At 45.8% G+C, this 14,189-nt stretch carries 11 protein-coding genes and 1 tRNA gene; 2 read left to right on the top strand and 10 right to left on the bottom strand.

Going from position 1 to position 14,189, the window contains the following annotated elements; genetic code table 11:
• Window positions 1–8: 8 nt before the first annotated feature.
• From HUN05_11040 to HUN05_11085, 10 genes are all read right to left on the bottom strand, one after another.
• Window positions 9–719 (bottom strand): class I SAM-dependent methyltransferase, encoded by a 711-nt coding sequence (locus tag HUN05_11040; protein WDP85598.1) that lies wholly within the window; start codon window positions 717–719, stop codon window positions 9–11.
• Window positions 700–1,953 (bottom strand): glycosyltransferase family 4 protein, encoded by a 1,254-nt coding sequence (locus HUN05_11045; protein WDP85599.1) that lies wholly within the window; start codon window positions 1,951–1,953, stop codon window positions 700–702. Before HUN05_11045 ends, HUN05_11040 begins: the two co-directional genes overlap by 20 nt.
• A gap of 11 nt (window positions 1,954–1,964) precedes the next feature.
• Window positions 1,965–2,040: transfer RNA gene (locus HUN05_11050), tRNA-Arg, on the bottom strand.
• Between the two features lie 25 nt (window positions 2,041–2,065).
• Complete coding sequence (locus HUN05_11055) at window positions 2,066–3,373, bottom strand: bifunctional folylpolyglutamate synthase/dihydrofolate synthase (GenBank protein WDP85600.1); 1,308 nt, start codon at window positions 3,371–3,373, stop codon at window positions 2,066–2,068.
• A gap of 65 nt (window positions 3,374–3,438) precedes the next feature.
• Window positions 3,439–3,648, bottom strand: coding sequence for a 30S ribosomal protein S21 (rpsU, locus tag HUN05_11060; GenBank protein WDP85601.1), 210 nt, complete (start codon window positions 3,646–3,648; stop codon window positions 3,439–3,441).
• Window positions 3,649–3,812: 164 nt separating this feature from the next.
• Window positions 3,813–8,288: a hypothetical protein gene (locus tag HUN05_11065; GenBank protein ID WDP85602.1), complete on the bottom strand. Its 4,476-nt coding sequence runs from the start codon at window positions 8,286–8,288 to the stop codon at window positions 3,813–3,815.
• A gap of 19 nt (window positions 8,289–8,307) precedes the next feature.
• Entirely contained in the window at window positions 8,308–8,781 is a 474-nt protein-coding gene (locus HUN05_11070) for a hypothetical protein (protein WDP85603.1), read from the bottom strand.
• A 1,479-nt stretch (window positions 8,782–10,260) separates the two neighbouring features.
• A complete protein-coding gene (locus HUN05_11075) occupies window positions 10,261–11,526 on the bottom strand; it encodes a deoxyribodipyrimidine photo-lyase (GenBank protein WDP85604.1) in 1,266 nt (421 codons plus the stop codon).
• A gap of 4 nt (window positions 11,527–11,530) precedes the next feature.
• Window positions 11,531–11,914, bottom strand: a complete 384-nt coding sequence (locus tag HUN05_11080; GenBank protein ID WDP85605.1) for a pyridoxamine 5'-phosphate oxidase family protein — start codon at window positions 11,912–11,914, stop codon at window positions 11,531–11,533.
• Between the two features lie 182 nt (window positions 11,915–12,096).
• Window positions 12,097–12,399 carry a hypothetical protein gene (locus HUN05_11085; protein ID WDP85606.1) on the bottom strand — a complete coding sequence of 101 codons (303 nt, stop codon included), beginning with the start codon at window positions 12,397–12,399 and terminating at the stop codon, window positions 12,097–12,099.
• Between the two features lie 357 nt (window positions 12,400–12,756).
• On the opposite strand from HUN05_11085, the gene HUN05_11090 reads away from it, so the two are divergent.
• Complete coding sequence (locus HUN05_11090) at window positions 12,757–12,933, top strand: hypothetical protein (GenBank protein ID WDP85607.1); 177 nt, start codon at window positions 12,757–12,759, stop codon at window positions 12,931–12,933.
• A 380-nt stretch (window positions 12,934–13,313) separates the two neighbouring features.
• A complete protein-coding gene (locus HUN05_11095; protein ID WDP85608.1) occupies window positions 13,314–13,649 on the top strand; it encodes a 4a-hydroxytetrahydrobiopterin dehydratase in 336 nt (111 codons plus the stop codon).
• Window positions 13,650–14,189 lie beyond the last annotated feature (540 nt).

The raw sequence follows: 14,189 nt of genomic DNA on the forward strand, positions 1-14,189 counted from the left end.
AATGATCCTTAATTTTTCTGAAAATACAGTACCAGGCTTTTGCCCAGAACCGGGTTGAGCAATTGATCCACCCAGGCGGTGATTTTAGGTTTTTTCATAAGATCCCAGACCAGAAGTCTGTGATAAAGGTTCACGGGCAAGGAATCTGTTCGATTGGGACCGACCAGGCACTTGAGCCACCAATAGGGCGAGTGGATGGAATGGGCAAAATGATACCCTTTAAATTTAAATCCGTTAGCCTTTATTCTTTCGATAATCTCATCTTTTTTGTAAATTCTCACATGGCCCATATTGGCGTTGAAATATTCGTCTGAAAGCTGCCAGCAGATTTTTTCGGGCCAGGCCCTGGGCACACTCACGGCCAGGGTTTTACCCGGCTTAACAATTCTTGCAAGTTCTTGCATGGCCTTGGCGTCATCAGGGATGTGTTCTAACACTTCAGAACAGATGACCACATCAAAGCTTTTACTTTTAAAGGGAAGGGCTGTGATGTCCAGGCAGGAAAGGTTCCACTCCCGGCAGGACAGATCATTAATTTCCTGGTGAAACTCAAGCTTGCCTTTTGTGGTGACAAGATTGTCAAATCCAAAGTCCCCGCCCGTGCAGACCGCCCCTTTTTCCTGGCAGGCCCTGATGGTGTGGCGGCCCTCACCGCAGCCGATATCAATCACCCGGTCATCAGCTCCAATGTTCAGGCGTTTAAAGTCCATTGTAATCATCAATTACCTCCTGGTAAGTGGCAGCGGTTCTCATGGCGGTTTTTTCCCAGGTGAATTCTGAGGTCACACGTTCATAGCCTCTCTGGGCAAGATTGTGTCTTAGATTTGGGTCATCAAGCAGTTCGACAATGGCCGTTTCCAGGGCCTTGGCATCTCCGGGCGGTACAAGCTTTGCCGCATCTCCTGCCACTTCGGGAAGGGCCCCGCCTGTGGTGGAAATCACAGGAATGCCGCAGGCCATGGCCTCTCCCACGGGCAGGCCGAATCCTTCGTACATGGACGGGACCACAGCCACCTGGGCTTTGGCATATTCCCGGACAAACCGCTGGTGGTCTATTCTTCCGGTAAATTCGATGTGGGCGCCAAGGTCGAGTTTTTTAACCAGGTTTTCAATGCCCCCGTCTTTTTTGGGACTGCCGATCACGGTCAGGGAAACGCTCCGTTTTTTCAATACCCCTTTTAAGGCATACAGCAGGTGGTACAGCCCCTTTAAGGGGGTGTCCGCACTATTAGTGACAATGAGGCGGCCCGGAATTTTTTTAATATGGTCCAGGGGGAAAAAATTTTCCATGTCAATGCCGATGGGGATGGTTCTGAACCTGGATTCCGGGATCTTAAATTCCCTTGAGATATCTTTTTTGGAAGAGTCTGACACTGTGATAATGGCAGAAAGGCGTCTGGCCACCCTTTTTTGCATACTGATAAACGAGTACCACCTTAGGGCCTTGATTTTTTTTATAAAGGATCGGGTGGACTGGACCGCCAGTCGCCGGTCCACGGTCATGGGGTGGTGGATGGTGGCGGTGACGGGCATCTCTTTGGCAAGGGAGAGCAGACCAAAAGAGAGGCTCTGGTTGTCATGGATGATATCCAGATGGTTTCTTTGACCCTTCATATACCGCTTCACCCGCATGCCGAATGTCATGGGTTCTGAATATCCCATGGCCGAGATGTCCAGCCATTCCAGAAGATTGACAGGATCCCTAAGTTCATCAACCCTCGGGGTTCTGAACGGATCTTCGGAATTGTACAGGTCCAGGGTCGGAAGCATGGTCAGCTTGACATTGTTGTTGATCTGGGGGTCGGGTGGGCCTGCAATGACTTCAACCCTGTGTCCAAGGTCTGAGAGTGCATGGCTTAGGTGGCGGATATAGACACCCTGTCCACCGCAGTGGGGGTTGCTTCGGTAACTGATCAATCCGATGCGTAAGCCTGTTTTAAGGAAAGTGTTCATGAAGTTTATGGTGGTACGCCCGGCTGGATTCGAACCAGCGATCTTCAGCTTCGGAGGCTGACGTGCTATCCCCTGCACTACGGGCGCGAAAATCAGTCCCTCTTATACCATGTTATGAAATAAAATCCAGTTCAAATTTTCTCTTTGCCTCTCCGGCCACATACAAGGAGCCGGCAATACAGACGGTATCATCGTCGGAACATGTTGAAATTGCATGGGATACTGCCTCGGCCACATCTTCGATAATCATCACCTTGTCTGTGAAAGATTTTTTAACGGTCGAGGCCAGCACCTGGGGGTCAAGGCTTCTGTCTATTTTTGCCTTGGTAATGATTACCTGGTGGGCCAGGGGAAGCAGATGGGCCAGCATTTTTTCAAAGGGTTTGTCATCTAAAATACCCACCACCAGGGTCAGCGTTTTGGACCCTAGGGTTTTTTCAAGATATTTGCCCAGAACCTGGGCGGCCTTGAGATTATGGGCCCCGTCCAGAATCACCAGAGGTTTGTCTGATATTTTTTCAAGGCGGCCGGGCCATCGGGTGTTTGAAAGCCCCTGCCTTACCAGATCCACGGACAGATCATATCGATTGTCATTTTTGGCGTTTTGTTTAAAAATCAACTCACAGGCCGCCAGGGCCAGGGAGAGATTTTCCTTCTGGTGGTCTCCGGGCAGGGGTTTTATAATTTGTCTGAACGCCTGATGGATGCCCTGGAAGGTAAAAGATTTTTCCCTGGGGGTCTTGCGGAGGGAAAAATCTTTTTTAAACTGAAACAGAGGCGCCTTATTCTTGTCTGCGGTTTTCTGGATGACCCGAAGGCCCGAAGGCTGGGTTACAGCAGTTACCACAGGGGTTTTGGCCTTGATGATCCCGCCTTTTTCCCTTGCCAGATCCTGGATGGTATTTCCCAGATAATCGGTGTGCTCAATGGACAGATTGGTAATTACACTCACCTCGGGCCGGACAATGTTGGTGGCGTCAAACCGTCCGCCCATACCGGTTTCGATGACGGCCCAGTCCACCTGTTCCTTGGAAAAATGATAAAATGCCATGGCCGTGGCAAATTCAAAAAAAGTGGCCTTTCGTTTGCCGATATCCACGGCATTGACTGCCTCATAGGCCAGGACAACCTCTTCATCTGAGATCTGGTTCCCATTGATAGAGATCCGTTCATTGAACCGGACTAGATGGGGACTTGTGTAAAGTCCTGTCTTAAAGCCAGCCTGGGTCAAAATGGCGGCAATATAAGAGGCGGTGGAGCCTTTGCCGTTGGTACCGGCCACATGGACGGTTGCAAAATTTTTCTGGGGGTGGTTCAGGAATCTTAAGATGTTCTGGATGGTGTCAAGTTCAAGCTTGATGCCGAAACGGCCCAGCTTGTAGATTTTATCCAGACATTGATCATAGGGTGTCTTGGCCATTTGTTTATCCATAAAAAAACCCGGCATATCAGTTAAACTGACATACCGGGCGATTTTTTTGTGCTTTAGCTACGTCTTCTGCGAGTTCTGGAGGCAGCAATTCTTTGTCTTCTCATTGCTTCTCTCATCTTACGTCTTCTGTACTGACAAGGTTTTTCATAGTGCTTTTTAACCTTGAGACGTTTAAAGAGTCCATCGTTCTGGATCTTTTTCTTCAGAATTCTTAAGGCCTTTTCAACGTCGTTATCAATAACGGTGACCGTAATTTCTTTCAAGCAGCATCGCCCCTTTCATTGTGGATTTAAATATTAGATATTTATAACCCGCATTTGTAACAAACCCGATCGGATAAAGCAAGTAAAAAATGAGGTGATGCCCCTCCCGATGGAATGGAATAAAAGCCCCCGAAAATTGTTTCCAGCGGTTTTTTAAAATCGCTTTAGGTGAATAAGTCAAATTGGGTCTGATCCACAAACCCCGCACTCAAAGAATCTGTCCGGGTATAAACCAATAAAAGCGGTTTTGCCGTTTCCGAGGATCTTGTTGTTGAGTGCTGTTCTATGATCACCTCCACAGGCACATAGCTTGATCCGCTCTGCTCAATTTCCATTGCCCTGTCAAAGAGTGCAATTGAGGTGTCTGCGTCTGTTGATGACAGCTCTTTGGCTCTTCTGCGAAGGATGGTGATTTCCTGGGCCGCATCTTTGGTTATGGAGCAGTGAATCCTTGCCTTTGCCTCCTTTGATCGATTGATGTCGCTGGACTGCCTGTTTTCGAGTGCCTCAAAAAGAAACCCAAACCTTTCTTTTACCTCTTCGGTCAAGGCACCGAAGGTTTCCATGACTGACCCTGGGTCCGCCTGAGCCAGGGACGAGATCAGTTCTCCCACAAGCGATTGTATGGTTTCATCCCTTTGCTCGGTTTTGGTTTCATCCGGCTGGGGTTCCGGGGTTTTTTGGATCAGCCGGTCAAAGAGAGGCGTAAATTTTTGGGCCTCTTCTTTTCCCATCAGGGCAGTGATGGCTTCCTGGATGGATTTTGGATTCTGGGTGATTCTTTCCTTCAAGGTTTCCTGAACGGATTCTTGGGTATCCCTTATTTCTGGCTTTTTTGAGCCCAAAGATCCCAGGGAACTTAAAAAGACCTCAAGTTCAGGCGTGGTGCCGCCCCCAAGGGTTGCCAGGGTTTTTAATACCGTTTGGGGATCATCCCCAAGTTCGGCGCTGATAATTCTTTGGGTGGATTCATCCACGCTGCCGTCCCTGGTGGTGATCACCCGGGTATCAATGGATGTTTCAAATTCTGCCCTGGCCTTAAGGGCTATGTGGGTGTCGTCAATGCCCAGGGTACCGCCTAAACTGACCTTGTATTCCCGGGTCCCGGTTCGTTCAATATTGCCTGAGGATGTTATCAAAGTGGACCCTTTTGCCTGCCTGGAAAACTCGGCTTTGGCAGAGACGTCCAGGCTGCCCTCCTGTCCCAGCACGCTGAATTCTATATCCTCTATGCCGATGCTGGCCTTGGCACCAAAGGTGGCTTCAGTATCCAGGATAAAATCAATTTCATCTATCTCGTCCAGGCTGGGGCGTCCTTCAACAAAGCCCATGGCAAATCCGTATAAGGATCCCCCGGCCTCCTTACGGGTGGAATCAAATCGGGCAATATACCCGTCAGCCTCCATGACAGAGCCTTCAACCCCTAAAGAGAGCATCCCTTCTGCAAGGCCAAGTTCCAGGGAGAGTTTGGTTTGTGCGCTGGGTTTTACCAAGCAGCTGTAAGCATCCAGAACACCTTCGGATTGGGTGGATATTCTGCTCATGGCCATGGTGCCTTCATTCATGTGGGCAAAATCCATTTCCAGGGAGACTCCCCCAAGAAACGCATCTGAGACGGATTCAGGGGTTTTGATCTCTATTTTATGCTCACGGCCCACACTGGCGCTGATGGTCTGACCTTGCTTTAACCCGCCCACTAAATGATACAAAACCCCGGACAATTGGCTTCTTACCCCTATGGGGGTTGAGCCCTTTTTAATGAAGCTGTCTAACACTGTTTCGCCAAAGTTTTCCTGGACAAGAGCAGATATTTTTGCCTTGGCTCCATCAAGGCCAAGGGAGCCTAAATCTTCATAGTCCTGTAAAAAACAGTCCAAAACCGCATGGCTAATCCTGGGTTCTCCTTGAAAGATACTTGAAAAGTCTGCCTTTATCCTATTGATGATATCTGCCTTGCTAAGGACATTCCCGGTTTTAATGCCTTCTGCCTGAATGGCACCGGCAAGGGCTTTGAATTCCATTTGCATGCAGTTGAGCCTTTTATACTTTGATAGGAGGGCAGTTACTTCTTCCTGGTCCCCATTGGCCAGGGCGGTTTCTAATTTGGATAGTCTGGCCGAACCGGCAGAAAATTCCAAGCTGCTCACCCTGTTGTTTGCAATTCTTAACAGGTCTGCTTCCAATTTGTTCTGGATGACGGTCGTTACTGCCCCGTCTCCAAAGCCCACATTCAAGGAGTCCAGAGAATCAAACCGCCTGTCTTCAATGTCGCCGTCAGCCATTCCAAGGCGGATAAAAAATTCAGCCGTTTTTAAGCTCATGAGTTCCAAAGCCATGTCAGGATGATGGGCCATGCCTGACCTGAAAGCCTCCAGGGTCTGTGGCAGGGCGCGGGCCAGATTGTCCGCAAGTGCATCGCTGCTTTTCATGGCCCGGGCCAGTTTCAGGCTTCCGGAAAATCCTTTGGCGGCCAGGGTGTCAATGCTGTCCTGTCTGATCTCTTTTTCTTCAAGGCCAAGGGTCAAGCGCAAGCTGTCGAGTTTTGCATCAAAATCTTCATCACTTCCCCTGGCCGTACCGATGAGCAGCTCGAGCTGGGCTAAGGCATACAGGGCCAGGTTCTGTTCTGCCAATAATTGGGTTGCCTGGGCATTTGCGCTATCTTGTCCCTGGATCAATGCATTAATTATTTCAGTTACAGGGGGTTGGGATAAGCGTATTGCCGTGTCTGTACTGTCAATGGTTTGGGTGTCAAATCCCAGGCCCGAGGCAATGGGTTTTGGAAGATGAGCCAGAAGTTCTTCTTTGCCTCTGAACAATGATGTTTCAGCGGTGACCAGTTGGTCGTGTGACATTTCTTCGGGGCCAAAGGCGTGGAGGATGGTCTCGGCCCGGCTGCTTCCCCATGAGGTGCCAAAGAGCCTGTGAGTGTCGGCTTCCTCTCCTTTGCTGATGTTGATAACCACTTGCCTTGCTTGGCCTTCTAAGGTGTTAAGGGGGGATATCATCCCCTTGTCAATCGTTCCGAACATCCCGTTGACCTGGGTGATGAATTCATCTGTCAGCAATCCCTTTGAGGCGAGAATCATCAGGGCCTGTTTGGCTTCTGTGTCAAGGCCGGACCAGGTTTTTTGTTCAAACTGGTCTGTGAGTTCTGTCCGGACCCTTTGGATTAAGGTGATAAAATCTTCTTTTTCCGTTTCACTCAAGGACTCGGTCCGGGCCAGTTTTTGGACAAGGCTGCCTGGGTTGTCTTGGTCAAGCTGTGCAAGTCTTGATACCAGGTTTTTTAAATCCAGAGTATCCACCTCTCGCCTGAGCAGGTTGAAGCCGATTTCATATGCGGCATATGAGGCATCCATACCATCCATTCTTGTGAGGATCTGGGTGGAAATTTCCTTGATTTTTTCCTGAAGATTTAATTTTTGTGAATCAGATAAAAACGGATCATGAGTTATTCTGTGGGCAAGGCTGCCGGTTTTTGCAGAGTCCAGTTCACCTAATCTGAGGTCAAGCTGGTCTGTGCTTATACGTTCCAAATCATCCGCCAGAGCGTCAAGGCGAAGGTCAAGCAAATGGGTCAGCTGTTCTCGAATCTGGACGTTGGCTGTTTTGGCTGCGTCAACCGCCTCTGCTTTATGCTCATCAAAAAGGCCTGCAGCCTCAAGGGTTTTACTGCCTGAATCCTGGTAGGGCACAAGCCTTTCCAGGGCGCTTGTGCAGTCGGAGATGCTCGTGCTGCCCTCCAGGGTATCCCGTATGGACTGGATTGTTGCCTTGACCGAATCAAGGGACTGCTGGGACGCGGCCACTTCTTTGGTCATAAGATCGCCCATTTCCATTCGGGCCTCGGGCCTCAGCCCATCCCCGACTTCCCCTAAAAGTCCCATCCAATCCGGATTGTCAAGGTTTTCTACGGATTTGCTGATGGCGGTAATGGCCCCCTGGTGACCGGTTAATGCCGAGCGGATATTGGATAATTCCATGCCGTAGTCAAAGGCATTGTCTGAAAACATTGTTGCCACTTCCGGGGTGATGCCTGCGCTGAGGCCTGAAATCAACCCGCAATACAGGGCTTTTCCCAATTTCATGGCATCATCTGAACTCAAGTCTGGATGGGCCGCCATGGCCTGTCCTGCCATGAGCAAGGTGATGTCATCCGGGTCCATGGATGTCAAAATGCCATAGGCAGAGGTTGTGATTTCAGAATCGCCTGACAATCTGCTGTCTTTAAACGTGCGCAAAGTACTTTGAGCCATGTCGAGTGCAATTTTTGAGACATCTTCCCCGGTTAGATCGGGCAAGGTCAGGGCCTCAGTGAACAAGCTTCCGATGCCGTACTCAGAGGGCGGTCGTGCGCCTGTATGTTCCAGAATATGTTGTGCATCTTTTTTTAAGCTGGCCATGGACATTTTGCTGTAGTCCAGATTTTGCTGGGAGATCTGCCCCACCTGTTTGGTGAATATTCCCTTGATCCGGGTCCACAGGCTTTTGGGGGCCTGCTCCATTTTTCCCAGAAGAAAATCATTGTCAATGTGAACATCTGCAATTTTTCCTGCAACATCAAAGATTCTTGACTCTGAACTTGATAATTGCATTGCTTGGGGGATTGGAGAACTTATATTTGGAATTTCAGGCATTATAAAACATGTCCTTGTTTTAAATTCTTAAATAACTTTCTTTGATGAGTTCATCGGAAGTATCTGGGGTCTTTGTTTCTTTTTTGAATTCATTGACCAGCGCCATGCAGGTTTCACAAAAAATAGAGAGCCTGCTTTTAAATGAATCCATATCCTGGGTGGAAATATCAAATTTATCCCAGCAATAGACCTGCTCCGTCTCTTTTTCAAAGGCAATCCTGGGTATTGTTTGGGGTGTGTTTGTGCCTGGAATTTGGCTGTTGGGCATGTTGTAACTTAATAGTTTTTCAAATAAAACAGCCCTGTCTTTATGTTCAACGGGAAAAAGACAGGTGTAGACGTATAAAAACGGTTCATGTTCATCCGGTAAATCCAAGACCACGACAATATCATTAAATTTAAATGCGGTTGTATTGTTCTCTACGTCTAAAGCAAAACCCGCCTGGTTTGACAAGGCTTGGGTAAAGGCGTTGAAATCATCTGCAAAGGACATGGGTCCCCTCTTTTTAATTTTTGAAAATTAGGGAAGTTTACACCATAAATTTTCTTTAAATCAAGTTTTATTAAATTCGACTAAACCAGGGTCAGGTCTTGGTTATGGGTATCACTTTTTGGGGCGGGTCAATCTTTATAATTTTTTTATCCTGGGGGGGGGGATAAAAAAAATGAATTTTGCACCCTGTTTTTTATTTTCATCTTATTTTGAATTTTGCTGGTTTTTTTAAAAGGGTCTTGCAATCGGCCCGGAAGTCAGCTTAACCTTTCATAGGGTTTAAATATTTGCTCATCATTATTTTCAGGAGTTAAAAAACAAGGCATGAAAACAATTGGTTTGTTGGGCGGCATGAGTTGGGAAAGTACGCTGGGTTATTATCGCGAGATCAATGAAGGGGTTAAAAAAGCCTTGGGCGTCCTTACATCATTAATCAAAAATCTTGCTGAAGCTGATCTTGAAGGAGAGTTGGAGTCCCATCTCGGGCAGGAAGTTTCTGCCAACCGCCGTAATGGAAAAAGCAAAAAGACCATTAAATCCCTGGATGGTAAATTTGAGCTGGAAACCCCGCGTGACAGGGCCGGAACCTTCTCTCCACAGATCGTCAAAAAACATCAGACAACGCTCAGCGATGAAATTGAAAGAAAGATAATAGCCCTTTACGGCCTGGGCATGAGTTATAATGATATGGCTTCCCATTTACAGGAAATCTATGGACTTGAGATTTCAAATGCCACTCTGAGCACCATTACCGATAAAATCATCCATACCGTCAAAGAATGGCAGGCCAGGCCGTTGGAAAATGTGTACCCAATCGTATGGCTTGATGCCATACATTATAAAGTACGAGAAAACGGAAAGGTCGGCAGCAAAGCCGTTTACACAATTCTTGGGGTGAATATCGAGGGCCGCAAAGAGGTTCTTGGGCTGTACATATCCGAGAATGAGGGTGCGAACTTCTGGCTGCAGGTGTTAACAGACCTTTCAAACCGAGGGGTAAAAGATATCCTGATTGCCTGTGTTGATGGTCTAAAAGGTTTTCCCGAGGCCATTGAGACCATATTCCCGGACACAGAAGTTCAACTCTGCGTAGTCCACCAGATCCGAAATTCATTGAAATACGTTGGTTCCAAAAATAAAAAGGAATTTATGGCAGATCTAAAACGTGTTTATAAAGCGGTCAATAAGGATCTGGCCGAAGAAGAACTGGATATCTTGGAAAATAAATGGAATGACAAATACCCGATTGTGATAAAATCCTGGCGGAACAACTGGGAACGCCTCAGTCATTTCTTTAAATATCCAGAAGAGATTCGACGGATAATATACACCACAAATACCATTGAGGCTGTGCATCGACAGTTTCGAAAACTGACCAAAACAAAGGGATCATTCCCGAACCAGGACAGCCTGTTAAAGCTGCTTTACATGGGGATCCAGAACGCCAGTAAAAAATGGACAATGCCGATTCAAAATTGGTCACTGACAATTTCCCAGTTGGCAATTTTCTTTGAAGGCCCATTCTCGGACCTGACTTTTACTTCCGCTGGCGCTGAGGCAGATCCGGGAACCGAAACCGTGACACAGAATTCTGAACATTCCCATGGGACTCCATTCCAGAATTTTTTTCCCCCAATACATTCGCATATAATTATGCATGAAACCTGAAACAATCATTTCCTTCATAGCGGCATTCCAGTATTCATCATGGGTGAGGCATTCTAAAAGTTCTGATTTTGAATATAGGTATTTGCGGCGATCTCCTTGATGTTCTGCCAGACTTTTTTTTGCCCATGCCGGTAGACAATCCAGAGAATCATATGCTGCATTATAATAAACAAAATTGGCTGCCAGTTCTCTTCTGACAATCAACTCTTCCAGGTAGGACTTCTCTGCTTGATCGTTTGTTTTTTCACAGGCCTTTATCTTTAAAGCCAGGTATAAGGGAGAAATTTGGCCGAAATGAAGATATGGGCTCATGCATGAAATATCCAGAAATTTGGGCTCGTTGCGATGAGCTGCATATCTTAAAAAATGGTGATCTAAAAACAAGTTAAACCGCGCTTTTGCTTTAGATGTTCCCCCCATGAAAATGGGAGATACGGGTGAAATACTGTTGTCAATATTCATATCCCGAAGAATGGAGTCTATATTTTCCAGTTCCGCCCCCTCTATGGGTATATACAAAGACGAAAGTTTAACCTCGGTCTCATTCATGGGGATGAGGTAGTTGTCCAGCTGCCGAATAATTTTGGGGCGTATGGTGTATGCCGCATACTCTGCCTTGTCTGATACCTTTTCTATGGGAATCACAACATCTGTTTCAACTTGAACAACTGGGCAGTTTGACTTTTCCGATACCTCTTTGCGCCAGTTCCTTTGATGCTTTAAGTACCCTCGGTCGCAGACAATCATAGATGCGTTCTGTCCAATATCCAGAACCTGCTTTACCGGATGACCGATTCTGAAAATCAGTCGGATGCCCCTTTGGGCCAGGGTCTTTTTTGTCTCTTTAAGCCCTTCAAGCAAAAAGGTATAATGTCTCAGGTTGGCGTCCGGATAATGTTGCGTCAAACCAAAGACCACCACCACCATTTTTTCCTGGGCGTTCGCCTCACAGATTGCATATTCCAGGGCATGATTGTCTTCAGCCCTCTGAGACTGCTGCATCCAATACAATACATATTCACCCTCAGTCACTTCAGCCTGATTGAGTTGTTTTATCCGGGGGCCTTGGACATTCATTTTTTTATCCCTCTTTTCGATGATCATCGCCAACCAGAGGTCTTTCATGATCCACTTCAAAGAATACAAGGAATTTATCCTCATCAGGGTTTGAATCGCGTTTTCTGCGTTTAAGAGTATTTATTTGTTTAGAATTTTTTTCTTGCTTGACCTTGGTCAAATAGATCCTTTTCCCCTGATACCCCGGCCCATCTTCCATAAATAAATAGACTGCATGGGGGTTGGTTTCTAAGTTTTGGTAGGTCAGGCGATCCCGCATGATAAATGCCATCTTATCTTCTATAAAATGAGGCCGTGAATAAATAGCCGCATCAACATGGCCCTTGCTGTCTGCAGTCGATAAAATACCTGTTCCGCCTGTACTTTCAAAGTAAGATTTAAGTTTCATTTTCAGTTTTCCTCAAAATTTATGGATGGCCCATCGTGTGTCAAAGTCAGATGGAAATAGGCCGTTTTTATTTATGGTTTCCAGGCAGCAGGATATGAAACCGTAAAATTGCAAAAGGCCTCAATTGATATAAACTTAAGGCCTTTAACGTGTAGTTCAGACTAAAAAACGCTGAAGGTTTTTCATCCCCCGACGTTACCACCTTCAAGATCTCTCCAGGCCCTGTCAACACTGCTGCCGACAGTTCCGAACAGATCATCCAGTTCATTTTTCATTGGAGACCAGTCAGATGGACATTCATTTTCCAGCTGATCAACGCGAACCTGAGCCGCAGTCACTTCCTGGTCAAGCTGCCCTATGAGTGGTAAAATTTTTTCTTTTTCTGCAGACCCATAAGTATCTGCAACCTTTTTCATTGCTTCTAATTTTTCTTTCCAAGCAGTCACTTCAGCCAACATTGCTTTACAATAGTCTTTAACTTCCATGATTTCTCCTCTGCTAATTTAGATTAATGAAATGATGAATTCGCCATATAATTGTTTACAAAGGCTAAAGAGGGCACCATTTAAATCAGAACCGTTTTTGAATATTTCGAGAGCAACTGATATGGATTCAGTAGAATTATATGCCTGTTTACTATACAATTTTATTAAATAATTGTAACCATATATTTACAATTGTTACAAAACCCAAAATAGGTCGGTTTATATGATCAGTTCTATTAATCAACTCAGGGCAGTACTTGGCTTCATCGCCATATTCCATCTTATTTCTGGCCTTGGCTTGATGGTGTCAATTGAGTTTCAAAAAACGGCGATTGCTTTTTATGGGGGCACTCTCGAATGGACACCACCCCCATTTTCTTTATCAGAATAATAGGATCATTCGCCTTTGTCCTTGGGTATTTGGCCTGGGTGGCGTCCCGTGATCCCATGAAACACAAGCTGATTATCATTGGGTTTATCGAATTTTTTATTTTGCGGAACATTAACCGTCATTTTTTTGCAGATGAAGTCTAAATTGTACTCAATATAAGCCCGGCCATGAATATCATAACTTCAATATTTTTTGGGTTGCAGGCTCTGCTGCTGGCATATCTTTTCTGGCGAGTGTCCAGAGACATAAAAAAAACATAAACTCAGTAGATGCAATTTCAGGCATTGGGTTGGAAAAAATGCCAGGCCATTATCAAAATTTTAAAGATCACCATGTGGCCCCCGGCGATTTCATTAGCCATACGCCGAGTTCAAATATAACGTGGTTTTTTTCTTAAAAATCACAGCGATGGTTAAATATGCGTTCAGATCGATAGAAACATGATTTTTTGGGACAAGATGACAGTACGGTTTACATGATTATATTATTTGAATGAACGAAATTTGATTTGAAGGAGAGCCTTATGGAAAGCTTGACTATGCACAAATGTGTGCCCTGCGAAAAAGGTGGCCCTGTTGCTACAATAAATGAAATAGATGCCTACAAATCCCAGATCCCAGATTGGGAAATCGTTGATCAACAGAAACGCCAGTTTCTAAAGCGTGTATTTCATTTTAAAAATTTTAAACAGGCCTTGGATTTTGTCAACAAGGTCGGTGATTTAGCCGAGACAGAGTATCATCATCCAACCCTGATTCTGGACTGGGGTCGGGTGGAAGTGTTGTGGACAACCCACAAAATAAAGGGTCTGCATAAAAATGATTTTTCCATGGCCGCCAAAACAGACGCTTTGGTTTGATTTTGGTCTGCCCGAAGGCGGTTTTATTTTGACTGGCAATCGTCTTCAACATTTAAAACAAAAGGGGCTATGGGGTAACGTTTTTATTAATTTAAAAACAAATAATATTGTTTTGTTCACAAAAAGCATATGCTAAGCATTTTTGTTGGAGGCAGACAAGGCGTGGCTGACCGGGACAGTCCAGAGAGAATTTTAAGCTTAAAACTCAAATTGATATTAACCACCCCTGTCGTCCGTAAATCTCAATAACAATGAAACGATATTATGAATGAAAGATAGTTATAAATTGTTTAGGGGAAAATTGCCTTAGGTTCTCATGGGGTTATCAGTATTTTCTTGACAAAAAGCATCCTCCTGTCCTAATAAAATTTACCGATCACAGGACAGGGGGTCTGTCTGCCTTATGCTGGTAGCGGATGCTTTTTCTTTATTGAGCTTGGGAAATCAAGGCCGAAGGATACAACGGGATCTGCGCTGAAAATGGTGAACCCGTGGGCATCTTGAGACCGCTGGTCTGATACCGGCATGCTGATCAGACCT

It is taken from the genome of Desulfobacter sp. (assembly GCA_028768545.1).
Taxonomy (GTDB): domain Bacteria; phylum Desulfobacterota; class Desulfobacteria; order Desulfobacterales; family Desulfobacteraceae; genus Desulfobacter.